Raw genomic sequence first — 22771 nt, 5'->3', positions numbered from 1 at the left:
ATCAAAGATTTGGTTGATTAAATTGATATAAAATCCGCTGTTAGTTAACCTGTGGGTTGACTAAAAAGGTGTGTTCCCGCCGTGAGCCAATCCTCGATCAACCTGCGTCATCTGCGTGTCTTTACCGCTGTGGTCAGCTCCGGCAGCCTGGTCACCGCCTCGAAACTGCTGCACATCACCCTTTCCGCCGTGTCCAAGAGCCTCAAGGAGCTCGAGCAGGAGTTGGGGGTGCAGTTGCTGGTGCGGGGGCGCAAGGGGGTGCGCTTCACCGAAGCCGGGGAGGCCTTCCATAAACACGCGGCGCAGACCCTGGCCAGTTTCAACCAGGCCATGGACCCGACCCGGGTCGACACCCAGGCCCCGCAACTGCTGCGGGTCGGGGCGTTGCCCACGGCGGCCGGCTACATGCTGGCGCCGGTGGTGGCGCAGATGCGCGAGCGCTATCCCCAGGTGCGGATCCAGGTGCTGTCCGGGGTCTACGATTTTCTGGTGGGCAAGTTGCGCACCCATGACATCGACCTGATCGTCGGGCGCCTGATTGGTCGCGACATGCTCGGCGTGGCCTTTGAAGCGCTGTACGAAGAAGACCTGCTGCTGGTGGTACGCCACGACCATCCCCTGGCCAAACGGGAACACCTGGTGCTGGATGACCTGCTGCCCTATGTGCTGCTGGCCTCGCCCCAAGGCACCCTGGTGCGCATCAGCGTGGATAATTTCCTGCTGTCCAGCGGCGCCGCGAGTGGCTTCCAGATGCTCGAATCCCTGAGCGAAACCTTTTCCCGGGTCTACCTGCAGGATTACGACGCGGTCTGGTTCGTGCAGCGCGGGGTGGTCGACCTTGACCTGCGCCTGGGCGTGGTCCGCGCGCTGCCGTTTGCCAGCCCGCTGCTGCGGGCCCCGGTAGGCTTGACCACACCCACCGATCGCCCGCTCTCGGAAGCGGCCCGGCACTTCATCCAGTTGCTGCGTGACTGGCGCGCTCGATAAGCGCCGGGCGCGGGTGCTTGACGAGATTGAGCAACCCTCGCACGATATTTTTCGCTTCGGCCAAACCCATGGTTCTCAAGATGAGGTGCTTCGTTCGTGGTCATCATGGTTTCCCCTGACCTAGCACCGTCCTGGGACGTGGACAACATCCCGCGCCCGGTCAGTGCCCTGAGTGCGTCCCTGGTGTCCAGGGACTGGGAGCACGCCAGCCATCGACATCGCAAGGCTCAGTTGCTGTATTCGCTGCGGGGGGTGCTCAAGTGCGAGGTGGACGGAGGGGTGTGGATCGTGCCCCCGCACTGCGCGGTCTGGATCCCTGGCGGGCTGGAGCATTCGGTACGCGGCTCGGGTGAGACCCACTGCTATTGCCTGTTCGTCGAGCCCGCTGCGGTCGCCGGCCTGCCCCAGGCCTGCTGCACGATCTCGGTGTCGCCGCTGCTGCGCGAGTTGCTGCTCAAGGCCGCGGGCTTTCCCCAGTTGTATCCGACCCAGGGCCGGGAGGCGCGCCTGATCGGCACCTTGCTCGACGAGTTGTGCGAGGCCCCGGTCGAAGACCTGCACCTGCCGATGCCCCAGGACCGGCGGCTGCGCCAGCTGGCGCAGCTGCTTCTGGCCGACCCGTCTTGCAAGGCGACCCTCGGCGATTGGGCCAAGCGCATTGGCCTGAGCGAGCGCAGCATGAGCCGGCTGCTGATACAGCAGGTCGGCATGAGCTTCGGCCGCTGGCGCCGGCAGTTGCACATCATCCTGGCCTTGCAGCGCCTGACCCGGGGCGACAGCGTGCAGAGCGTAGCCCTGGAGCTTGGCTACGAGAGTGCGAGCGGTTTTGTCACCATGTTTCGCAAAGCCCTCGGCAAGCCACCGGCGCGTTACCTGTTCGAGCGGATGGCTACGGCCGAGCCGGCAGGCGAGGCTGCCAGCGTGCCGGGGATCGTGCTGCGGTCCTGATCCTGATGGGATGAGGCCGCTTTCGGCACGGCGGCCATGGGCCGGCGGCAGACGCGGTTCGCGTCCGGCCACCGGTGCCAACGGTTTTAGAAGGTGCCGCGCAGGGTCACTGCGACGTTGCGCGGGTCGCCGTAGTAGTAACCGGTCGCGGTCGCGGCCACCTTCTTGTAGTAGTGCTTGTCGAAGATATTGTTGGCGTTGAGTTGCAGCGAGTACTGCTCGTTGAAGCGGTAGCCCAGCAGCGCGTTGTACACCGCATAGCCGCTTTGAGTGGCCTCGGCGCTGCCGTTGCGCGAGTAGATGTCGCTTTGTGCGCTGACCCCGCCACCGACGGTCCAGGCGGCGTATTCCCCCGGCAGGCGGTAGCTGGAGAACAGCTTCAGCTGGCGCTTGGGGTCGGTGGAGCGCAGGACGTTACCGGTGTTGCCGACGGTGTCCTTGAGGTACTCGGTGGTGGTGTAGGTGTAGCCGCCGCTGACCTGCCAGCCGGGCAGCACTTCGCCGGACACTTCCAGCTCGACGCCGTCGCTGCGGTTCTTGCCGGCGGCGACCTTGCAATAGCCGGCGGTGTAGTTGGGCGGGCAGGGGTTGGGGCTGCTCAGGTCGTCCAGGGCATTGCCCACCTGGTTGATGCGGAACACCGCGAGCGAGGTGTTCAGGCGGCCGCCGTAGAACTCGCCCTTGAGCCCCATTTCATAGGCTTCGCCGGTGACCGGTTCGAGCACTGAGCCGGCGGCGTCGGTGGCGCTTTGCGGGTTGAAGATTTCGGTGTAGCTGCCGTACAGGCTGAAGTTCCGGTTCAGGTCGTAGATCAGCGCCGCGTAAGGCACCACTTGCTGATCGACACTGTATTGGCCGGAACTCTTGGTGTTGTTTTCCTGCTCGTAGTCGTACCAGTTCAGGCGCGCGCCGATGATTGCGGTCAGCGGGTCGGCCAGGGAAATGCGCCAGGTGGCGTGGGCCGCTTCCTGGGTGGTGCGGGTGCGCACCGGGTGCGCGGTGATATTGATCGAGGGCTCGGCCAGGCTGGTTTTCGGGTCCCACTGGCGGATGTCGAAGACCCCGGAGGTGACGAAGTTGGTGGCCGAGGCATAGGAGTCGTTGCGGATGCGTTCGACACCGACCATCAGCTCGTGCTCGCGGCCCAGCAGTTCGAAGGGGCCGTTGAGGGTGGCGCTGAGGTTGGTCTGCTGGCTTTCGCCGCCGTCGCCTTCGGTGACCTGGTAGTTCATCAGGTAGGGGTTGGTGGTGCTGGCGCGGGTGAAATAGGTCTGCTTGAAGCCGTTGTCGTCCAGCTCGAACTGGGTGCGGGTGGCCGACAGCTTGAGGGTCCAGTCGTTGTCGAAGTTGTGCTCCAGCTCGCCAAAGGTCTGCAGGTTGCTGCGGTTCCAGCGGTTCCAGTCGGCGCCCAGGTAAGTGCTGCGCGACAGCTTCAGCGGCGAGCCGTCGAAGTTGGCCGGCAGGCCGCCCCAGGACCCTGTGGCCTCAAGCTCGGTGTATTCGATGCCGGTAGTGAAGGTGGTGCGCTCGTCGAGGTCGGCGGCCAGGGCGCCGTAGAACACGTTCTTGCGTTCCATGCGGCTGTCCTGGAACGAGTCCTTGTCGTCGTGCACGGCAATCATCCGTCCCCGGATTGCGCCGTTGTCGGTGAGCGGGCCGGAGAGGTCGGCGACGTAGCGTTGCGCATCCCAGGAGCCGGCAGTGACCGTGGCCGAGGCCTGGAAGTCGCGAGTGGGGCGCTTGCGCACCAGGTTCACCGTACCCGACGGGTTGCCCGCGCCACGCAGCATGCCGGTGGCGCCGCGCAGGATTTCGGCGCGGTCGATGATCGCCGAGTCGCTCTGGATAAACGAACCGCCGCCGCTGCCCTGGACCACGGTGGCGCCGTCGTACTGGATGGCGTCGATCTGGTAGCCGCGCGAGTAGTAGGTGACCCGCTCGCTGTCGGTGTAGTCGACGACGATGCCCGGGGTCTGCTCCATCATGCTCGTCAGGTTGGTGATGTTCTGGTCGTCCAGGCGCTGGCGGGTCAGCACCGATACCGATTGCGGCGTGTGGCGCAGGGTTTGCGGCATCTTGCCGATGGTCACGGCGCCGGTGGTGTAGGAGCCGGAGTGCTCGGTGGTGGCGCCCAGGAGCTCGCTGGAGATGGTGGTCGCGCCCAGTTCCAGGGCGCCGCCGCTGGTGGTGGCTGGCACGAGGATAAAGCTGTTGGCCGACTGCTGCTGGATCTGCACGCCACTGCCCTGCAACAGCAGCGACAGCGCCTGGGCACTGTCGTGGGCGCCGCTGACGCCCCGGGTCTGTTTGCCTTGCAGGCTCGCGGCGTCATAGGACAGGTTCAGCCCGCCCTGGCGCGCCAGTTGTTCCAGGGCCTGGTCCAGGGGACCGGGGGCGATGTTCCAGGTGCGGGCCTGTTGCGCGGTTGCGGGTTGCTCGGCACGTGCCAGCGCGGGCAGGCCGGCGCTGGCCATGGCCAGGCCGAACAGGGCGCCACGAATGGCACGCTGCAGCGGGTCGGGTTGAGCAACGCTTGGGTGAATCATTCGGAACTCCTGCGGAAGAAGGGGGCGAAAATTGCCTTTATTCCTACAGGCCGAACGCGAATGAGAAAGTACCTCATTTATCTGTGAAAAATTTCAACTCGCTGAAACACTGACCCAATAGCGGGTGCGGTAGTCGACCCGGACCGGCAGGGTTTTCGCGATCAGGGCGAGGATCTGGTCGGTGTCGGCCAGTTGATAGGTGCCGGACACCTTCACCCTGGCGACCTCTTCGGCGCAGCGCAGCAAGCCCGGGCGATAACGCGAGAGTTCGGCGATGAACTCGCCCAGGGGCATCTGCTGCACGCTCAGCACGCCTTCGCTCCAGCCCCAGGGATCGCCATGGGTGATCGCCGGCCGCACCTGGCCGCTGGCGCTGAGCAGCAACTGTTCGCCGGGGGCGGCGATGCGCAGGGCGCGGCCGCTGGGGGCATACAGCATCACATCGCCGCGACGCACGGCGAGCACCGTGTCTTCGCCCCGTTGGCGCACCAGCAGGTGGGCATTCAGGGCCTGGAGCATGCCGTCGCGGGTGATCACCCGCAACGGACGCGGATCCTTGCCGGTGTCGATCGCCACTTCGCCCTGGACCAGGCTCAGGTTGCGCAACTGTTTGTCAAAGCGCAGGTCGATGGCGCTGGCGGTGTTGAGCTGGATTTTTGCACCGTCGGCGGTGTGGTAGGTGCGGCGTTCGCCGGTGGCGGTGTGACGGTCGGCCAGCAACGAGGGCAGCCCGAGCTGTTCGCGTCCGACCCAGCCCAGGCTGCCGACGGCGCACAGCACGCCCAGCAGCTTGAGGCTGTGTCGGCGGCTGGTGTGGTGGCTGGTGTGATGGCGCTGGGTGCCTTCCAGGGTACGCCGGCTGAGGTCGCGGGGCAGGCCGCTGAACTCATCGCACATGGCCTCAACTTGGGTCCAGGCCAGGGCGTTATGCGGGTGCTGCTGCAACCAGTGCTGGAACCCTTGTTCGGTTTCGGCGCTGGGTGGGTTGTAGCGCCGTTGCACCAGCCATTCGATGGCCTGTTCGACGTGGGCCTGGCCCGGGGTGATTTCAGGACTGTGCATAGCGCCACCGGTAGCAGGTTGCCATGGCCTTGGCCAGGTCGCGCTCGACGGTGGCGCGGGAGATGCCCAGGTGCTCGGCGATGGTCTTGCAGCTCATGTCATCGAGTTGGGCATGCAGGAACACCTGGCGCACCCGTGGCTTGAGCAGCATCAGCAGTTGATCGAGACGCTCCAGGGTGTCGAGGATCACCCAGCGCTGTTCTTCCGACGGCGCTTCGCTGGGCGGCATCAGCGCCAGGCTTTCGAGGTAGGCCTGCTCCAGGGCACGGCGCCGGTACTGATCGATCATCAGCCCGCGAGCGATGCTGCTCAGGTACGCCCGGGGCTCCTTGAGCGGGTGCGCATGGCTCGCCTTGAGCAGGCGCACAAAGGTGTCCTGGGCCAGGTCCGCGGCATTGGCATGGCAGCCGACGCGACGGCGCAACCAGGTCGTGAGCCAGGAATGGTGGGAGCGATAGAGCAGGTCCACTTCAGAGGAATTCAGGGTGTCTCTCGTGTGCATCGTGGATCGGGTCCTGCCCCAGGGGGTTGTTATTGAAAATCGTTCTCATCTTATGCGTTCGCTGCCCGATAACGCAATTAGCAATCGTTCGCTATTTCGCTGTTTGGCTGACCATTGGTCGACTTCGCGGGCGCGGGCCAGAGGCTCGCAGAGCGGCTGCTTTCTGCTAATGTCGCCGCCAGTTATTCTCCGCCCACCCGCGCCGACCCAAGGACGACCCCTCGATGGCCTACGAAATTCATATCCTCAGAACCGCCGACGCGGGCGAGATCAGTCTGCAAGAGTGGCACGCGCTATGTGCCGCCGACCCCTCGCTGGAGCTGCAGGAGCAACTGGTCGGAATCAACCCGCGCACCGGTGAAACCATCGTTCTCGGTGAGACCGATGCGGCGTCCTGGCGGTCTCCGGTGAGCGGTGATGAGTACCTGTTCGACTATCGCCGCGGGCGCATTTCGTTTGTGCATGACGATGAACTGATCATCAAGGCCAAGGACATTGCCCGCGCCCTCGGTGCCCGGGTCGAGGGCGACGAAGGCGAAGCGTATTGAGGCGAAGGCCGTCACCGATCACACAGGAGCCCTGAAAATGTCAGCTCAGCTTGCGACTCGCGGTTATCAGCAACTTCTGCAATTGCAGCAGCGAATCCATCAATTCACGGTGGCTGCCGCCGAAGAACTGGAGGCCGATTTTGCCCGCCACGACACACCGCTTTACGTCGGCACCCTGCAATACCTGGCCCTGGCCCCGCTGCACGGAGGGCTGCACGTCGAGTTTTATGGCGAGGTGTATGACGAGCCCCTGTTCTGGACGCTGGAGTGCCTGAGCCGACAAGAGGTGGCGGATACCCTGGTGTCCCTGACCTTCACCGGCCCCGACTCGGGCGCCAATGGCACCCGTGAATGGGAATTCACGTCCTTGCTCAACAGCGATGTGCGCTTTCCCGCGTTGCGCTCCCTGGTCATCAGCCCGACCGAGCCGCAGCACCATAACGCGTCACTGATCCAGCGCGCCGGCAGCATCATGGAGGAGGGCGGCGAAGTCGCGCGCTTTTGCGCCAAGGCGCCGAACCTGACCCAGCTGGTGCTGCCCAACTCGCCCAACCGCGATTTTTTCCAGGTGCCGTTGCCGCAGTTGGCGACGTTGCGGATCGGCGGTAATTTCGACACCCAGCAATTCATCGACAACCTGGCAGCCTCAAGCAATCTGCCCAATCTGCGGTTGCTCGACTTCACCGAATCCACCGAACTGCAAAGTACCTGGGCCGACGTGCGCGAGGATGGCCTGGTGACCCGCTTTTCGTCCTATCAGGCATTATTTGCCAGCCCGGTCTGCGACGTGCTGCGAGTCCTGGTGCTGCGCAACAGTTGCTTGAGCCTGGAGCAGTTGCAGGCCCTCAACGCCTTGCGGCCGAATCTGCAATTCCAGGTGGTACAGGCGACCCATGGTGGCTATGTCAGCCATTTCGCCCGGGATGTCTTCCCTTGGCGGCACCTGGTGCAAGCGGATCCGGGGCAACGCTGAGGATCAAGCCTACGGCAGCGGCTACAGAAGACCCGTAGCCGCTGCCGAGCCCGTGACGCTGCGCAGTCCCTTGCAACCGCTCACTATCCTGCGATGGATCGCGGTGCCTATTCCGGACGGCGCAACCGTTGATGGCGTTCAATCGAACTGGGTAAAAAACTCGCCGGAGATCAGGTCCTGCAAAAACTGCTTCTGATCGGCCGTCACCAGGCTGCGTGGGGAATAGCCGTGTTCGTCGGGGGGCGCGAGCAGGCGTGCCTGGGTTTCTTCGGCGACTTGCGCCAGCGCGGCTTTTTCCGCGTCGGACATGATCGCGAAGTAGTCGGGCATGGACTCCTGCAGGCGGATGGCGAAGTCCGGGTCGAGGTAGTCGTCGTCGGTAAACATCAGGTGCCAGATGTAATCGAAAGCCAGGTTGGCGAGGGTTTTCATGGGGTGTGGCGTCCTTGCAGGGGCGAGGTGCGCTCAACGAAGGTTGAGCGCGTTGATCCTGTAGCGGTGGGCAGTTTAGGCCCGCGGGCAAAATCAATCCTGACTCTGAAAGCCATCATCGAAAATAGTTTCGATCGGCAACTGAAATACCCGTGCAATCTGGAACGCCAATGGCAGGCTCGGATCGTAGCGGCCGTTTTCGATGGAGTTGATGGTTTGCCGCGAGACGTCCAGCAGTTCGGCCAGGTCGGCCTGTGACCACTTGCGCTCGGCGCGCAGTTCCTTGAGTTGGTTTTTCATTGATAGCGATGGCTGGCGAGGCGCAGGCCTACCATCCACATCACGCCCATTACCGGCCACACCCACAGCCAGGAGATGTGCGGGAAACCGACATTTTCCAGAAACCCATAGCTGAAGGTCAGCAGCGCGGAGGCGGCAAAGGCAAAGCCCAGGGCTTCGAACTGGATCCGCAGGTGCATTTCGTCCAGGCGCCGCAACTGGCGCACGATCGCCCAGCACATCAGCCCGGCCGGCACCACCGGGGTCAGGGTGATGATGATGCGCAGCGCCATGCTGAAGTCCTCGGGGCGCCGCAGCAGGATCAGCGAACTGACCAATGCCAGCGCATAGAGGCCCAGGGAGGCGGCCATTTCGTAGTAGTAGCGTTTCATCCGTGTACTCCTGTATGTAAAACGTCCTTTACATGATTATGCAGTTTTGTGCGGATGTAAAGCTCGCTTTACATGGGCGTTTCAGGAGCGAGATGCTCGCGAGGCGGACAGCCCGCCGGGGCGGTGGCTGCAATCGTATAAGGGGAGCATCAGGCCGGCCGCACGCTGCGACTGACTGAGTTACCGATACAGCTACGTGGACAGCCCGCGCAGCTGTATCGACAACCCTCAGTCAGAGAGCGTCGCTTGGGCTGCTTTCTCCGCCCAGCAGGTCGGTGCCGTAGGAGTTGTCGACCACGCACAGCCACCGGCCCGCGATGTGGCGGAACACATAGGTCGCGCGCCGGGTGATTTCGCTGCTGGCCCCTGCCGGGTCGGTGGTGTGCAGCAGGGTTTCCATGATCACCAGCGCCACGTCGCCGCCTTCGATCACCTGCATCTGGCCCTGGGTCACGTGGATGCTGTGGTTGAAGTGCTCGGCGATGGCGACAAAGGCCCGGCGGATAGATTCTTTGCCGGTGACGTTGAGGCCGGGCTTGACCACCAGGGTGGCGTCGTCGGCGTAGAAGTCCATCAGGGCGTCGAAGTCTTCGGCGTTGATCGCCCGGTCGGCGGCTTCGATGGTTTGCTGCAACAGGTGCTGGGTGCTGTTCATGCTTGCTCTCCTGGGGTGGACGCCGGGCCAGGCAGGAATGAAAAACCCGCCTGGGGAGGCGGGTCTGGTGCTGATTAAAGCGCTATCCCACCGACTGGTCAGCGGTGGTAATAATCAGGCGGTGTACAGCTGGGCGTTGAAAATTCATGGCCGAAACTTGGCAGACACGGCAGCAGAGATCAACCACCCGCTCACTTTATTTCTCCGCGCGCAGGCCCAGCAAAGACCATCGGTCGATCTAGGCGAGGGTCGATATTTACTGATTTAATGCCGCAGCCCTTTCAATACAGCGCTTCCCCGCCATGAATAATTCCCAAGCCCAAGTCGCTGCCGGCGAGCCGCCCTCCACGGATGCAGCGGTGCGTCGCCGCTCATTGTTCGCCGGCTGCGGTGCCCACGCGGTGCACGATGGTCTCACTGATCTGATCTATGTCCTGCTGCCGATCTGGCAGGCGCAATTCGGCCTGAGCTTCGCCCAGGTCGGGCTGTTGCGCGGTGCCTACTCGGGGATGATGGCCGGCTTTCAGTTGCTGGCCAGTCGCGCGGCGCGACGTTGGGGCCGTGAGCGGATGCTGGTGGGCGGCACGGCCCTGGCCGGTCTGGCCTATCTGCTGGCGGGGCAGGCCGGGGGCTTGAGCGTGTTGTTTCTGGCCTTGCTGCTGGGCGGGCTGGGGGCGAGTACCCAGCACCCCCTGGCGTCGTCGCTGATCACCGATACCCATGAAGCGGGCGGTGGGGTCAAGGAAGCGTTGTCGCAATACAACTTCGCCGGCGACATCGGCAAGACCCTGATCCCGGGACTGGTCGGCCTGTTGCTGACGGTGCTCAGCTGGCGCGCGAGCGTCACGCTGATGGGCCTGCTGGGCCTGGCTGCCGCCGGCCTGTTGTGGTGGCTGATTCCGTCCCGGGCGGCCACGTCCTCCATGGCGGCCAAGGTGCCGAAGACGGTCGTCGGCCAGGGCTCGGCCAGCGGGCTGCGGGCGCTGATTCTCACCGGCACCCTGGACAGTGCGGTGCGCATGGGTTTCCTGACCTTCCTGCCATTTTTGCTGCAAGCCAAGGGCGCCGGCACCGCGGGCATCGGGCTGGCGCTGACCCTGCTGTTTGTCGGCGGTGCCTTCGGCAAGTTGCTGTGCGGTTACCTGGGGGCGCGCATCGGCATGATGAAAACCGTGTGGCTCACCGAGTTCAGCACCGCGCTGTTGATCGTGCTCGCGGTGTACCTGCCGCTGTTTGGCCTGATGCTGATGCTGCCGTTGCTCGGGCTGGCGCTCAATGGCACCTCGTCGGTGCTGTACGGCGCGGTGCCGGACCTGGCGGGCGCCGGCAAGCGCGAGCAGGCGTTCGCGATTTTCTACACCGGCACCATCGGCGGCGGGGCGCTGGCACCGGTGCTGTTTGGCAGGCTGGGCGACCTGACCGGTGTGCCGGATGCGGTGATGCTGCTGGCGGCGACCTTGCTGCTGACGCGGCCGCTGTCGTGGTTCGTGCAGCGCGGTCTGGATCGGGATGGGGCGCGGGCTTGAGGTGTGCATGTCACGAATAGATAAAGCCTGCCCCGTGGTGCTGCGGCATGCCGCGGCGTTGCAGGTCCTGGCCTTTGCCCACCCCCTGGCGGGCTTGCAGCTGGTCAAGGGCAGCCTCGAACCGGGCGAAGCCAGTGCGGTCGCGGCGGTCCGGGAGCTGGCCGAGGAGGCGGGGATAAAGGGCGAAGTGATCGCTGACCTGGGACTCTGGGTTGCCCCCCAGACCGGCCAGCGCTGGGCGTTCCATCAGTGTCGGGTTGCACCTGACCTGCCTGACACCTGGACGCACTTTGCCGCAGACGACGGTGGCCATGAATTCAGATTCTTTTGGCATCCCCTGGCCAGTGAGCCGTCTGCGCAGTGGCATCCCTTGTTCCAGGGCGCCTTGGCCTTTCTGCGTCAGCGCCTGGGGCCCATCTAGGCTCGCAGGCGCCCGCCTGCTATTTAGCTCGCGTCCGGCGGGTGATAGGAGGCGAACCGTTGTCGGTGCTGGACGGTTAGCGCGCAGGCGCCGGAGTGCGCCTGGGTGCCTGGCGACTGCCAGCTGCGGCGTTCGCCGCTGTAGGTGTGGATCACTTCGGCGCTGTCCCAGAACAGCTGTTGCAGCAGGCTTTCGAACTCAACCAGCCAGTCATCCTCGAAACGCCAGGCGTCCTTGTAATAGGCGGCGAAATGCAGCAGATGGCCGTAGTAGCACTGGCCTCGTGCGTTCGGCGTCAGGGCGAAGAGCGGCCTGGTCAGCCGTGCGCCGGATACCGGCAAACGGTCGAGCACCGCCTGGTTATGGGCTTGAGCGTCTTCCGCGCGGCTGAAGCAATGGATGAACCCATACAGGATGCTGCTCATGAGCGGTAGCGCATTGGGGAAACCTCGCGGGCCTTCAGTTCTGTTTGGCCAGGCGCAGAATCGAGCCGACGCCGGCACGCATTTTTTCCACGGCCGAGGCGTTGGCGGAATGCACGTGAATCAGCGGTGGGCAAAAACCGTCGAGGGCCACAGCTTCCTCGATCCACAGGATCACGTCGTAGCCGGTGCCCCGCTCATCATCCCCCAGGTCATGGTCGAGGCTGATCTCGGTCACGCCGCCGGCCTTGAGCAGCGCGATGACTTCGTCCGGCCAGTAGGTCCGCACCCAGCCCTCGGGGGTCTGGCGCTCATCGTCGAGGTAGATTTTCATCGGTGGCTGATCACTCCCTGGTTGATCGACGGCGTTTTGTCTGCAGCCTGATCCGTATTTTTCAATCTGATCCGTATTTTTGCGGGCTATCTGCGTCTGTAATCAGTACAGCCATCGCCTCACACTAGCGCGAACTTTCGCGGCCTCGCAGCCGCCGTCACCCGCACTGATAATTTAGGATGCCCAATGTTCAAGATGGCGATGTTCCTCGGTGGATTTCTGGCTTTAACCATCCTGATCGGGATGCTGGCGACCATTTCTCCGGTCTAGGCCGTGCGCGGGTTGCAGCCCTGACTGCGCTGGCAGCAGGCGCTGCATCGGCCTTTTTTGCCTCAGCTTTGCGCCTCGCGGCGCAGAGTCACGGCGCCGCCCATGCCAAGCGGATCAGGCGGCGGCCTGGGCCTGCAACTGCAGGCTGCCATCCACGTCCTTGACCAGGCCACTGGCCACGAACAAGGGCTTGAGGCGCTTGTGCAGCTCGGGTTGGACAAATTCCTTGACCGTGTCCAGGGCCAGTTCGCCGCTGACTTCCAGCTCGGCCTTGGTGTAGGACAACCAGGCCTTCTTCAGGGCCTGCAACACGTCGCTGCCGGCGGTGGAGGCGAAGCGGCGGTTGGCCTGCTGCCCGTCGAAGTTGAAGCTGTGCGCGTGCTCGTAACCGGTTTCGTCGCCGGCGCTGGCCAGGCAGCGGCTGCAGGTGCAAGGGCCGTTGCCGAACGCTGTACGCAGATAGGTGTTGAAGTCCACCACCGGCTTGAGTGCCAGGCGTTTATCGACTTCGAACAGATCCCCGGTCATTTTTTCGTCATTACTCAACGTCCATTTCCTCACAGTCATGCGGCTGATTTTTACAGCGCGGCACAATAGCAGCCGGATCGATGACGCGGGTATTTTTTGCCCGTCCGGCGTGCGCCGACAAGCGCACGCCGGAGCCGATCAAAGGGCGCCCAGCATCAAATCCAGGTTCTGCACCGCCGCGCCAGCCGCGCCCTTGCCCAGGTTGTCGAACACCGCCGCCAGCACCACCTGGCCGCTCTGTTCGTCGCCGCAGACCATCAGCCGCACATCGTCGGTGCCGTTCAGCGCCTGGGGATCGAGGTGGGTCAAGGCCTGCGCCTCGGCAGCGGGCAGTACCTGCACGTGGCGTGTCTCGGCGTAGTAGGTATCCAGGCAGGCCTGCAAGTGCGGGGCGTCGACCCCCGGTGCCAGCAACCGCAGTTGCAGAGGGATGGTCAGCACAATGCCCTGGCGAAACGCACCGTAGGCCGGCACGAACAGTGGCTGCTGGCTGAGGCCGCTGTGTTGCTCGATCTCCGGCACGTGCTTGTGGGTCAGTTGCACGCCGTAGACCTGGAACGGCGTGGCCTGGGCCGCGTTCGGTCCTTCATAGGCCTCGACGCCGGCCCGGCCCTGGCCGGAATAACCCGACACCGCATTGATCGTGACCGGGTAATCCCGGGGCAGCAGCCCGGCCTCGATCAGCGGACGCAGCAGGGCAATGGCGCCAGTGGGGTAGCAGCCGGGGTTGCTGACCCGCCGCGAGCGGGCAATGCGCTGCGCCTGTTGCGGGTGCATTTCGGCGAACCCGTAGGTCCAGTCCGGATGCGTGCGGTGGGCCGAGCTGGCATCGATCACGCGCACCGCCGGGTTTGCAATCGAGGCCACGGCGTCGCGCGCGGCGGCGTCGGGCAGGCACAGCAGGGCGATGTCGCAGGCGTTGATCGCCTCGGCGCGGTGCTGCGGGTCCTTGCGGTGCTCAGGCGCCAGGGTCACCAGCTGCAGATCGCGGCGCGAGTGCAGGCGTTGCTGGATCTGCAAACCGGTGGTGCCTTGGTCGCCGTCGATAAATACCAGTGGAGTGCTCATGGGGTTCTCGGACAGTGGAGAGGAGAGGCGCCCATGGTCAGTCAGCGGGTAAGATAGGAAAAGTTGAATTTAATAACGATAAGATTCAGTTTTTCTGAATGAGGAGCGGGTCATGCGTGAGATCAGCCTCGACCGGCTGCGCACCCTGGTGGCAATTGCCGATCTGGGTTCCTTTGCCGAAGCGGCGCGGGTGCTGAACCTGGCGCCGCCCACCGTCAGCCTGCATATCGCCGACCTTGAGGCGCGGCTGGGGGGCAAGCTGCTGTCGCGCACCCGGGGGCAGGTCCAGCCGTCGGTGATCGGCGCCACCCTGGTGGAGCGCGCGCGCCGGCTGCTGGCTGATGCCGAGCAGGCGTTACAGGAAGTGGAGCGGCAGATCCAGGGCCTCAGTGGCCGGGTCCGCCTGGGGGCCTCCACCGGGGCCATCGCCCAGTTGCTGCCCCAGGCCCTGGAAACCCTGAGCCAGTGTCACCCGGATATCGACGTGCAGGTGCGGGTCCTGACCTCCCAGGAAAGTTTGCAGGAACTGGCCGCGGGCTCATTGGAAATCGGCCTGGTGGCGCTGCCGCAGACCGCGGTCAAAGGCTTGCTGATCGAGCCCTGGCGCCGCGACCCGGTCATGGCCTTTTTGCCGGCGCGCTGGGAATTGCCGGCCGTGGTCACCCCCGAATGGCTGTGCACCCAGCCGTTGATTCTGAATGACCACAGCACCCGCCTGGCGCGCCTGACCGCGGATTGGTTCGCCAGCAGCGCGGCCCAGCCCACGCCGCGGATCCAGCTCAACTACAACGATGCGATCAAGAGCCTGGTGGTGGCCGGCTACGGCGCCACGTTGTTGCCCCACGAGGCCAGCACGCCGCTGCCGGACACCCGGATTGCCATGCGGCCCTTGCAGCCCTTGCTCTGGCGGCAACTGGGAATCGCCCACCGCGACCAGGACATCGAGCGCTCGACCCAGCACGTGCTGCACGTCTTGCGCGGCCTGAGTGCCGGGTAGGGCGCCTCAGCGGTAGTAGTACTTGGCGGGGTAGGTGTAGGTGCGCCCCTGATCGGCGCACCACTGGGGGAAGCTGCCGCTCGGCGCCCTGGAGTAGGCGATCCAGTCGGCGATCAGGTCCTGGTACGCCAGCAGTTCGGTGTGCAGGTGCTGCAAGCGCTCGGGCTCGGTGGCGCCGGTTATCAGGGCCTGGGCGCGGGCCAGCTCATCCAGCGCGTACTGGACCTCGCCGATGAAATGGCTTTCATCGAGGTGGTGGGTGGCATGGTCGGCGCTGGACAAGTGATGGTCGATCAGGCGCATGCGCACCGGGGTATCGGCCGGATTCAGGGCCAGGGCCCTGAGCAGCAGTTCATGCTCATTGCGCTGCAAGCCGAGCCAGCGCAACGGCACCTGGGCGTTGGGTTGCTCGTCGACCCAGGCCTGGAGCGTGGGCAGCAGGAACCGGCTCATCAGCGGCTGGTTCAGGAGATGATGCGCCTCGTGGGTCCGGGCGTTGGCTTCGAAAATGTCCACGGCCAGAGCACGCTGGGTGGCGGTGTCGAACGACGATACGCTCGCGAGGAACTGTTCCAGCGCGCTGAACGCTTCACGCCGCAGGCCTTTTTCGCGCATGCGGCAATACTGCGCCAGCGCTTGCAGTCCGGGCTGGGCCTCAAAGTGCGCCGCCAGCGTCAGCAGCCCTTCGAAGTTCGGTTGGTTCCAATACATTGCAGTCTCCAGACACAGGGCCGGCCCGTGTGCGATTCTCCTTCGGCGCGCCGCCATGGCCGCCTGGTGCGCGCCTATCCGAGAGGCGCCTGCCCCTTGGGGCCGCGCTATAGTACCCGCGCTCAACCCCGTCACCACAGCCCCTTCAATGCCCGTCAGGATTTGCCTTATGCCCCACAACCCCATCACCCGCATCACCTTCGACGACACCATGCTCTGCGTGGGCTGGGCCGATGGCCTGGAATTGCGCCAGCACCTGACCCGTTTCGACCGCTTGCGAGAAGCCAGCGCCGCACAGCGCGCCGATTTTCAGATTATTGACGAGGGCACTTCGGTGGTTTGGCCGCACCTGGCTACCGACGGCGTGACCATCGATGGCATCGACTGGATCTGGGAGCACCTGTGCAACCAGGCCCTGGGGCGTTTGCATGCCCTGGAGTGGCACCTGGACCAGGTGAGTGCCAAGGATCAGGCGATCGTCGCCCTCTGGCGCCTGGAGGCCGATGGCTACAACGGCGGTTTTCTGCAGTTTTTCTGCAACTGGGGCGACCAGACCTACGACCTGGCCGTGGCGGCCTTGCAGGCCATTGGCGCCGAGCGCACCCGGGAGCTGGTGAGCCGCCAGCGGCAACTGATCGATCACCTCGATGGCCATCCGCAACTCAAGGAACTGTGGGACATTCCGGGGCTGCTCAGCGATGACGAGCACGAGTTGATCAGCGTCGAACTGGACGCGAAGCTGTGGGACGTCGCCATGGAAATCCCGGCCCTGGCGGTGCGGCATTTCTACCCGGGCTGAACCTGCTCCGGCACCGGCGTCAGCAACGGCCGACCGGCAAAAAACGCCTCCAGGTTGTCGATCACCAAATGCAGGGTGGCGCTGACCGCCTCGGGCGAGCGCCCGGCGATGTGCGGGGTCAGGATCAGGTTATCCAGGCCCAGCAGCGAGCTCGGTACTTCGGGTTCGCCTTCGACCACATCCAGGGCCGCGCCGGCAATCTGCCGCTGCTGCAGGGCCTGGGCCAGGGCGCTGCTGTCGACCACGCTGCCCCGGGCGATGTTGACCAGGTAACCCTCCGGCCCCAGGGCCTGCAGCACCGCCGCATCCACCAGGTGCAAGGTCCCGGCGCCACCGGGGGTGGCGACGATCAGGAAGTCGGCCCAGGCCGCCAGCGCCTGCGGCGTCGGGAAGTACTGCAAGGTTGAATCCGGCCGTGGATGCCGGCTGTGATAGGCCACTGCCATGGCGAACCCGCCGGCGCCGCGCCGGGCAATCTGCTGGCCGATATTGCCCAGGCCGAGGATCCCCAGGTTCTTGCGCGACAGCAGCGGCCGCGGCTGGCGCGATTGGCTCCACAGGCCGTGGCGCACCGCCGCGTCGGCCTGGACAATGCCGCGCACCAGGGCCATCAGCAGCGCGATGGCATGGTCGGCCACCGACTCATCGTTGGTCCCCGGGCCGTGACTGACCTGGATCCCGCGTGCGCGAGCGGCGGGCAGATCGATCTGTTCATAACCGGCGCCCTGGGCACAGATGATGCCCAGGTTCGGCAGTGCCTCGATTTCCGCCGCGGCAAGCCCGGTGGAGCCGTTGGTCAATACGCCCTGGACCTTCGGCCCCAGGGTCCTGATGGCCTGGGCCCGCTCCCGGGCAGTGAGCGCCAGGTGCAGGGTGAAGCCCGCCGCCTCGAGGCGGGCAAGGCTGGGTGGCGCCAATTCAATCAGAACCAGAAGGTCTCGGGTCATGGCGGTGCGCTCTGGGTCGGGGGAGGGGGGACGGCCTATTTACCCTAGACGATCAGACGCACGTGTCACCCGCCACGTGCAAAGAATGAGGCGGCCCCTCGACGGCGACGGTCTGCTGCACCGAGCTCCTGGCGGCCACCCGGGCGGCGAAGGCCTGGAGGTGGGCCCAGGGCGCCAGATCCAGGCCGATGCGCCGGGCCCAGGTCAGCATCACGAACAGGTAGGCGTCCGGCGCGGTGAAGGCATCGCCCATCAGGAACTGCCGGCCCTGCAGATGCCGGTCGACATAGGCCAGGCGCGGCGCCACATGGACCCGCGTCTGGGCCTGGCCCTCGGCGGTCCTGGACAGGAAGTTGGCGGCGACCCCGTTGTGGCGCTCGGGGGTGATGAAGTTTTTGTGCAGGTCGGTGGCGATAAAGCTGAGCCATTCCAGTTCGTGATAACGTCGCCGCTCGCCGGCGGCTGCCAGCAGGTTTTTCTCGGGGGCCTGGTCGGCGATCCAGGTCAGGATGGCCAGGCACTCCGTCAACCGGTCGCCGTCGTCCAGGGTCAGTGCGGGCACGCAGGATTTCGGATTGATCAGGTGGTAGTCGCCCTGGGCCCAGGTCTTGCTGGCCAGGTCGACCCGCTCGGCGCGAAACGGCACGCCGGCTTCATGCAGCAGAATATGCGCGGCCATGGAACTGGCGCCGGCGGCATAGAATAAATTCAGCATCGTGGTGCTCCTCAAGTCATCAGAGCCGCATCTTCTCAAACCTCTGGATCCGGTGAATCCCGTGAAAACGCAGACCAAGCGTGCGCAAATGCAGCCATGTTGAACTGGCAGGATCTTCAGTATTTTCTGGCGGTGGCCGAACACGGCTCGCTGTCCGCGGCAGCACAGGCGCTGGGGGTTGATCACACCACCATCAGCCGGCGGGTGGCGAGCCTTGAGTCCGGTACCGGGCTCAAGTTGATCGACCGCTTGCCGCGCAGCACCCGGCTCACCGAACAGGGGCTGGCCCTGGTGCGGGCGGCGGCGCCGATGGCCGTTATCGCCAACGATGTGCAGCGGCATGTGCGCGGCCAGGGCCCGGGCATTTGCGGCACGGTGGTGATCAGCGCGCTGCCACTCCTGGCGTCCCTGGTGATCGCCCCCAGCCTGGCGCGCTTGCGTTGCAGCCACCCGCAATTGCAGGTGGTGCTCAGTGCGACCCCGGCCCTGGCGTCCCTTGAACGGGGCGAGGCCGACCTGTCGCTGGGCCTGGTGCGGCCCGAGGCGCAAGGCCGTGTCGTGCGCAAGGTGGGCCAGTTGCCATTGGCCCTTTATGGGCATGTGGGCCATGCCGGCACCGCGCCCGAGGACTGGGTGTTTATCGGTTTCGAGCGCAGCCTGGAGCACATTGCCCAGCAGCGCTGGCTACTGGACGTCGCGGGCGCGCGGCCCTTTGTGCTGCGCAGCAACGATGTGCAGACCCAATACCAGGCGGTGAAATCCGGGCTCGGCCTGGGGCTGTTGCCCTGCCTGCTGGGCGATGCGGACGAGCAACTGGTCCGGCTCCAGGTCGATGCCGCGCCGCTGACGCGCACGTTGTGGCTGTCGGTGCACGCCGACATCCGCAAAACACCGGCGGTGCGGGTGGTGATGGATCATCTGATCGCCACGTTCGGGCAGTTGTGAGGGCGTTACGGCGCTTATTTTCTTGGCAGGACGGAGCCGGGCGTTTAACGTGCGCCGGCACCCTTTGACCGTACTGTTTCAACTCCAGGGAGAGGCGCCCGCCATGAGCATCAGCAACCCGGCACTGCAGCACTATCCGTTCCTGGCCGAGATGGCCGGGGACTCGTACTACCCGCCGCATCTGGTCGCCAAGGGCCAGCAACTGCTGGCGGCCCTGTGCGCCAGCATCGAAGCCCAGGCCCCGAAGGACCTGGACGCCTTGTACGCCCTCACTCACGCCACCACCGAGCAGTTCAACAGCCTCGCCGAAGCGTTCGACGAGCAAGGCAGCGAGATCGAGACCGTCGCCCGTGAGTGCATCGGCGCCGACGTCGCGGCGATTGCCACGGCCTACGGTTTCGATGCCGACATTGAAGAGCTGATCAGCCCGCGCGACTGGTGAGCCGGCACTGACCGCGCCTCACTCCTCCCGGCCATGGGCGTTTGCCGCCAACTGGCTGGTATCGACCCGCACGAACACCGAGTCGCCGATGGCCGTCAGCACGTCGCCGGCGTAGACCTCGCAGATCACCCTGCTCTTGCGCCCGACCGGGCCGTCGACCCGGGCGCGCAAGGTCAGGGCGACGCCCATCGGCGTCGGCTTGATGAACTTGATGCCCAGGTTGCCGGTGACGCAGTCGATGCGCGGCAGGCTGCCGGGCTCACGGTTTTGCGCACGGTAGTGGTAAGCCATGGCGGTCCAGTTCGAATGGCAGTCCACCAGCATCGCAATCAGCCCGCCATACACCAGGTCGGGCCAGCCGCAATATTTGGCTTCGGGGGTATGTTCGGCCAGCACGTGCACCCCGTCCTCGTGCCAGTGGCTCTTGATGTGCAGCCCGTGGGGGTTGCTGCTGCCGCAGCCGTAGCAGACGCCTTCAGGCGCGGCGCTGTCTTGCAGGGGGAGATCGTCCATGGATGCACCTTGTTGTTTTTGGAAAGGGTTGCCTCGGCCTTGAGCCGGGGCCGGCGAGTCGCGCGTTCGCGCTGAGCGCCCTTGAGTCGGGGATGATAATTGTTCGATTGGCCTGGCGCTGCCCATGCCTGCAAATAATCAGCGCAGCGGACAGGCGGCCCGCCAGCCTACCGGCTGATTGCGCCACGAATCCGCGCGGGGAATCGGCGAGCAGGTCGCAATTTCGCTGAAGACAGATCGCGTCGGTGGCGCTTGGGGCCTATCATCCGATGCGCCGTGAATATTGACCGGCCCTGACTCGACCGAGACCCCACCCTCGGGATCCCCCCCTGGATACGGACGCCCCATGCCTCGATCAAAACTGTTGGTCACCCTGTCTGTCGTGCTGATCGGCGCCGCGGCGCTGTGGTACGTGTGGATGCTCGTCAGCGCCAGGCTTGAGCTGGGCGGCGCCAGCCCCGACCGGCAAACCCTGGGCCGCGTGCAGGACCCCCAGCAGCGCGCCATGACCCAGTACTGCACCGGCGTGGTCGCCACGCCCCAGGGCACCTGGCTGGTGGGGCGGGTTGAGGCGCGCTCCAACCTGTTGCCGGCTGCACCCGAGGCGCTCGACCTGGATGCGCTGGTCTACGGCAAGGTCGGCGAGCCCCAGGAAGAGGAGGGCTCGGGGGCTTTTGCGAGTTTGATGCAGCCCCGCGAAAAGGAGGTTTCCTTTATCTCCCGGCTCGACGCCAACGGGCAGTTTCAGCGAATTGCCCAGGTCGGCGAGGTGGCGTGCCTGGTGGCCAGCCCGGACGGCAGCAGTGTGTTTCTGCTGACCGGCCTGAAACGGCCGCAGACCGCTGGCCGCGACGATGCAATCAGCCAGACCGTGGTCCTGCGCAGCGACGATCAGGGCAAAAGCTGGACCTGGCTGCGCCAGGGGCTGTTTCCCCAGGTCGAATCACTGGCTGAGAACCTCAGGCCGTATTTCCATGGCCCGGATGAGATCTGGGCCCTGGGCACCCCCAGCGGCCTGGACAACGAAGATGGCACCGACCGCCCCGGTGCCATTGCCACCGGGCTGTTCTACTCGGCCGATCGCGGGGCCAGCAGCACGCCCATCGTCGCCGCCGAGTCGCTGCTGGTGCCCGCCGAGTACGCCCACGGTACGCGGCCCGAAGTGCGGGAGTGGCACAGCGGCGACCCCTATGGCGAGATCCGCAACCATGTCGTGCAGCTCGATGCCCAGCGCGCGGTGCTCTGGGTTTCCCAACGTTTCTGGGGCAGCCACCCGGACGGCGTCAGCGACCACATCGCGGCCACTGTCACCACCCGCGCCCAGTTACAACGCAGCGGCGGGCACTGGCAGGTGACGTCGCTGCAGCGCGAAGACGGCCTGTACGTCGACGCCCTGGAAGATAACGGCGCCGGCCGGATCGTCGGCGTGATCGACCAGGGGACCGGGAGCCGCGATCGGGTGGCCGAGCTGGACACCACCACCTTTGCCTGGCGCGTGCTGAGCGAGCTGCCCAGTGTGTTTGCGCCCCTGGCCTCGGACAGTCACCTGCGGGGCGGCAACTTCTGGGTCGGACGCAACAGCCTGGTGGTCAACACCTGGAGCGAACACCGGCCGCCGCGCTGGCTTTACGGGTGGTCGGACGCCAGCATTTCCGCCAGCGCGACCTTCTACTCCAAGGATTGGGGTCAGTCCTGGCAGCGTTTGGCCATCGACGGCTATCTGGGCACCCTGGGTTTCCAGGGGGCCGAGGACCGGGTGATCTGGGCCAAGGGCAACTGGTACAACAGCAACGACCTCGGGATCTATTCCTACGGTTTGCAGTGAGGGCGAGGCGGTGTTACCAGGCGTCGGACAAGGCGGGATGACCCGCGATTACGGCCAGCGTACCTGCGATCGCTGCGGCCAGCAGATCACCGCTTACTGCCCTTCGGTGCAGACGTTTTCCGCCATCGGCGCTTTTCTGGACCAGGGCCGGGACGCGGTGCTGGCCAAGATTATCGAATGGGAAGGGGTGGATTTGCCGACCCTGACCCAGTACTACGACCATCGCATGCAGCCCACCTGCCGGGTCAAAGTCGCCTTCTGCGCATTTTGCGCCGGGCCGTTGCGAACCTGGCGCGCCCGGCAATGCATGCATTGCCTGCGCGACTGGCACTGAGCGGGCCGGGCGCCGGATACCGACGGGCCTGGCTGTTTGTGCAACGCCGGGGTCGGCCAATGCAGCCTGAAGTTGCTAGTCTTTGCCCCCCACCGACCTGGTGCACAAGGAGCCCACTGTGCCTGTTTTTGAAACCCCGAGATTGATCGTCCGCTCGCTGTCGCACCATGACCTGCCGGCATTGACCGCGATTCTGAGTGACCCGCAGGTGATGCAGTATTCGATCCGTGGCGTGTGCGATGAGCAGGCCACGGCGCAGTTTATCGATTGGTGCCTGGGGTGTTATGCGAGCCATGGCATGGGCCCCTGGGCCCTGGAAGACAAGGCAAGCACCGAGTTGGTGGGATTTTGCGGAGTGGCCCCGGAAACCGTGGCCGGGGTCGAGGAGGCCGGGCTGGGTTATCGCCTGGCCACCCGCTACTGGAACCGGGGGCTGGCGTCCGAGGCGGCGCGGGGCGTGATCGATCACGTGTTTGCCGCCGGGCAGGTCGAGTCCTTGGTGGCGATTATCGAGCCGGCCCACGGCGCCTCGCAGCGGGTGGCCGAGAAGGTCGGTTTCAGCGAGTTCGAGGCGCTGGAGTTCCACGCCCGGCCGGTGCGGCTGTACCGTTTGCAGCGGCAGGCGTGGAGTCGCTGAGGGCGAGCCGGGC

General features: G+C 65.2%; 29 protein-coding genes. 14 read left to right on the top strand and 15 right to left on the bottom strand.

What is annotated here, in order from left to right:
* Positions 1–81 precede the first annotated feature (81 nt).
* Positions 82–987, top strand: a complete 906-nt coding sequence (locus tag MF4836_RS25455; RefSeq protein WP_078472613.1) for a LysR substrate-binding domain-containing protein — start codon at positions 82–84, stop codon at positions 985–987.
* A gap of 105 nt (positions 988–1092) precedes the next feature.
* Entirely contained in the window at positions 1093–1935 is an 843-nt protein-coding gene (locus tag MF4836_RS25450) for an AraC family transcriptional regulator (RefSeq protein ID WP_078472734.1), read from the top strand.
* Between the two features lie 86 nt (positions 1936–2021).
* Here the strand turns inward: MF4836_RS25450 and MF4836_RS25445 are convergent, their stop codons facing one another.
* From MF4836_RS25445 to MF4836_RS25435, 3 genes are all read right to left on the bottom strand, one after another.
* Positions 2022–4481 (bottom strand): TonB-dependent siderophore receptor, encoded by a 2460-nt coding sequence (locus MF4836_RS25445; protein WP_078472612.1) that lies wholly within the window; start codon positions 4479–4481, stop codon positions 2022–2024.
* A 93-nt stretch (positions 4482–4574) separates the two neighbouring features.
* Positions 4575–5543, bottom strand: coding sequence for a FecR domain-containing protein (locus MF4836_RS25440; RefSeq protein ID WP_078472611.1), 969 nt, complete (start codon positions 5541–5543; stop codon positions 4575–4577).
* Positions 5530–6045, bottom strand: coding sequence for a sigma-70 family RNA polymerase sigma factor (locus MF4836_RS25435; protein ID WP_078472610.1), 516 nt, complete (start codon positions 6043–6045; stop codon positions 5530–5532). The genes MF4836_RS25440 and MF4836_RS25435 overlap by 14 nt, the downstream gene beginning before the upstream one ends.
* A gap of 224 nt (positions 6046–6269) precedes the next feature.
* On the opposite strand from MF4836_RS25435, the gene MF4836_RS25430 reads away from it, so the two are divergent.
* Positions 6270–6593 carry a hypothetical protein gene (locus tag MF4836_RS25430; RefSeq protein ID WP_078472609.1) on the top strand — a complete coding sequence of 108 codons (324 nt, stop codon included), beginning with the start codon at positions 6270–6272 and terminating at the stop codon, positions 6591–6593.
* 37 nt (positions 6594–6630) lie between these two features.
* Complete coding sequence (locus tag MF4836_RS25425) at positions 6631–7566, top strand: hypothetical protein (RefSeq protein WP_078472608.1); 936 nt, start codon at positions 6631–6633, stop codon at positions 7564–7566.
* Positions 7567–7704: 138 nt separating this feature from the next.
* Here MF4836_RS25425 and MF4836_RS25420 read toward each other — a convergent pair whose 3' ends face one another.
* From MF4836_RS25420 to MF4836_RS25405, 4 genes are all read right to left on the bottom strand, one after another.
* The gene (locus MF4836_RS25420) at positions 7705–7998 is read right to left on the bottom strand and encodes a hypothetical protein (protein ID WP_020298197.1); all 294 of its coding nucleotides are present in this window, start codon (positions 7996–7998) and stop codon (positions 7705–7707) included.
* 93 nt (positions 7999–8091) lie between these two features.
* Positions 8092–8298, bottom strand: coding sequence for a helix-turn-helix transcriptional regulator (locus MF4836_RS25415; RefSeq protein WP_078472607.1), 207 nt, complete (start codon positions 8296–8298; stop codon positions 8092–8094).
* Positions 8295–8669, bottom strand: a complete 375-nt coding sequence (locus MF4836_RS25410) for a hypothetical protein (protein ID WP_078472606.1) — start codon at positions 8667–8669, stop codon at positions 8295–8297. The genes MF4836_RS25415 and MF4836_RS25410 overlap by 4 nt, the downstream gene beginning before the upstream one ends.
* A 232-nt stretch (positions 8670–8901) precedes the next feature.
* The gene (locus MF4836_RS25405) at positions 8902–9324 is read right to left on the bottom strand and encodes a YybH family protein (RefSeq protein ID WP_078472605.1); all 423 of its coding nucleotides are present in this window, start codon (positions 9322–9324) and stop codon (positions 8902–8904) included.
* On the opposite strand from MF4836_RS25405, the gene MF4836_RS25400 reads away from it, so the two are divergent.
* The 3 genes from MF4836_RS25400 to MF4836_RS25390 are packed head-to-tail and all read left to right on the top strand — an operon-like array spanning position 9323 to position 11271.
* Positions 9323–9592, top strand: coding sequence for a hypothetical protein (locus tag MF4836_RS25400; protein WP_078472604.1), 270 nt, complete (start codon positions 9323–9325; stop codon positions 9590–9592). The two genes, MF4836_RS25405 and MF4836_RS25400, sit on opposite strands and share 2 nt — an antisense overlap.
* A gap of 34 nt (positions 9593–9626) precedes the next feature.
* A complete protein-coding gene (locus tag MF4836_RS25395) occupies positions 9627–10850 on the top strand; it encodes an MFS transporter (protein ID WP_078472603.1) in 1224 nt (407 codons plus the stop codon).
* 7 nt (positions 10851–10857) lie between these two features.
* Complete coding sequence (locus MF4836_RS25390) at positions 10858–11271, top strand: NUDIX hydrolase (protein ID WP_078472733.1); 414 nt, start codon at positions 10858–10860, stop codon at positions 11269–11271.
* 23 nt (positions 11272–11294) lie between these two features.
* On the opposite strand, the gene MF4836_RS25385 is transcribed toward MF4836_RS25390, so the two are convergent.
* The 4 genes from MF4836_RS25385 to argC all read right to left on the bottom strand — a co-directional run bounded on the left by MF4836_RS25385 (position 11295) and on the right by argC (position 13893).
* A complete protein-coding gene (locus MF4836_RS25385; RefSeq protein WP_078472602.1) occupies positions 11295–11696 on the bottom strand; it encodes a hypothetical protein in 402 nt (133 codons plus the stop codon).
* Between the two features lie 34 nt (positions 11697–11730).
* Positions 11731–12027 carry a cyclic-phosphate processing receiver domain-containing protein gene (locus tag MF4836_RS25380; RefSeq protein WP_078472601.1) on the bottom strand — a complete coding sequence of 99 codons (297 nt, stop codon included), beginning with the start codon at positions 12025–12027 and terminating at the stop codon, positions 11731–11733.
* Between the two features lie 384 nt (positions 12028–12411).
* The gene (locus tag MF4836_RS25375; protein ID WP_078472600.1) at positions 12412–12843 is read right to left on the bottom strand and encodes a hypothetical protein; all 432 of its coding nucleotides are present in this window, start codon (positions 12841–12843) and stop codon (positions 12412–12414) included.
* A 120-nt stretch (positions 12844–12963) separates the two neighbouring features.
* Complete coding sequence (gene argC / locus MF4836_RS25370; RefSeq protein WP_078472599.1) at positions 12964–13893, bottom strand: N-acetyl-gamma-glutamyl-phosphate reductase; 930 nt, start codon at positions 13891–13893, stop codon at positions 12964–12966.
* Positions 13894–14005: 112 nt separating this feature from the next.
* Between argC and MF4836_RS25365 the strand changes: the two genes are divergently transcribed.
* Positions 14006–14890, top strand: a complete 885-nt coding sequence (locus MF4836_RS25365) for a LysR family transcriptional regulator (protein ID WP_078472598.1) — start codon at positions 14006–14008, stop codon at positions 14888–14890.
* A 6-nt stretch (positions 14891–14896) separates the two neighbouring features.
* Here the strand turns inward: MF4836_RS25365 and MF4836_RS25360 are convergent, their stop codons facing one another.
* Entirely contained in the window at positions 14897–15601 is a 705-nt protein-coding gene (locus MF4836_RS25360) for a hypothetical protein (RefSeq protein WP_078472597.1), read from the bottom strand.
* 169 nt (positions 15602–15770) lie between these two features.
* Between MF4836_RS25360 and MF4836_RS25355 the strand changes: the two genes are divergently transcribed.
* Positions 15771–16400, top strand: coding sequence for a DMP19 family protein (locus MF4836_RS25355; RefSeq protein ID WP_078472596.1), 630 nt, complete (start codon positions 15771–15773; stop codon positions 16398–16400).
* Here the strand turns inward: MF4836_RS25355 and MF4836_RS25350 are convergent.
* Positions 16388–17347 carry a 2-hydroxyacid dehydrogenase gene (locus MF4836_RS25350; protein WP_078472595.1) on the bottom strand — a complete coding sequence of 320 codons (960 nt, stop codon included), beginning with the start codon at positions 17345–17347 and terminating at the stop codon, positions 16388–16390. The two genes, MF4836_RS25355 and MF4836_RS25350, sit on opposite strands and share 13 nt — an antisense overlap.
* A gap of 52 nt (positions 17348–17399) precedes the next feature.
* Positions 17400–18062 (bottom strand): glutathione binding-like protein, encoded by a 663-nt coding sequence (locus MF4836_RS25345; protein WP_078472594.1) that lies wholly within the window; start codon positions 18060–18062, stop codon positions 17400–17402.
* Between the two features lie 96 nt (positions 18063–18158).
* Between MF4836_RS25345 and MF4836_RS25340 the strand changes: the two genes are divergently transcribed.
* Entirely contained in the window at positions 18159–19007 is an 849-nt protein-coding gene (locus MF4836_RS25340; RefSeq protein ID WP_078472593.1) for a LysR family transcriptional regulator, read from the top strand.
* Between the two features lie 103 nt (positions 19008–19110).
* Complete coding sequence (locus MF4836_RS25335; protein WP_078472592.1) at positions 19111–19449, top strand: DUF5713 family protein; 339 nt, start codon at positions 19111–19113, stop codon at positions 19447–19449.
* An 18-nt stretch (positions 19450–19467) separates the two neighbouring features.
* Here MF4836_RS25335 and MF4836_RS25330 read toward each other — a convergent pair whose 3' ends face one another.
* Positions 19468–19962, bottom strand: a complete 495-nt coding sequence (locus MF4836_RS25330; protein WP_078472591.1) for a PaaI family thioesterase — start codon at positions 19960–19962, stop codon at positions 19468–19470.
* Positions 19963–20308: 346 nt separating this feature from the next.
* Between MF4836_RS25330 and MF4836_RS25325 the strand changes: the two genes are divergently transcribed.
* The 3 genes from MF4836_RS25325 to MF4836_RS25315 all read left to right on the top strand — a co-directional run bounded on the left by MF4836_RS25325 (position 20309) and on the right by MF4836_RS25315 (position 22758).
* Positions 20309–21787, top strand: a complete 1479-nt coding sequence (locus tag MF4836_RS25325) for a hypothetical protein (protein ID WP_078472590.1) — start codon at positions 20309–20311, stop codon at positions 21785–21787.
* Between the two features lie 37 nt (positions 21788–21824).
* The gene (locus MF4836_RS25320) at positions 21825–22121 is read left to right on the top strand and encodes a hypothetical protein (RefSeq protein WP_078472589.1); all 297 of its coding nucleotides are present in this window, start codon (positions 21825–21827) and stop codon (positions 22119–22121) included.
* Between the two features lie 118 nt (positions 22122–22239).
* Positions 22240–22758, top strand: coding sequence for a GNAT family N-acetyltransferase (locus tag MF4836_RS25315; protein WP_078472588.1), 519 nt, complete (start codon positions 22240–22242; stop codon positions 22756–22758).
* The last annotated feature ends 13 nt before the right edge of the window (positions 22759–22771 follow it).

Origin of the sequence: Pseudomonas sp. MF4836 (assembly GCF_002018875.1) — a bacterium.
Taxonomy (GTDB): domain Bacteria; phylum Pseudomonadota; class Gammaproteobacteria; order Pseudomonadales; family Pseudomonadaceae; genus Aquipseudomonas.
Note: the sequence above shows the minus strand (reverse complement) of the source record. Positions and strands in the feature narration are given on the sequence as shown.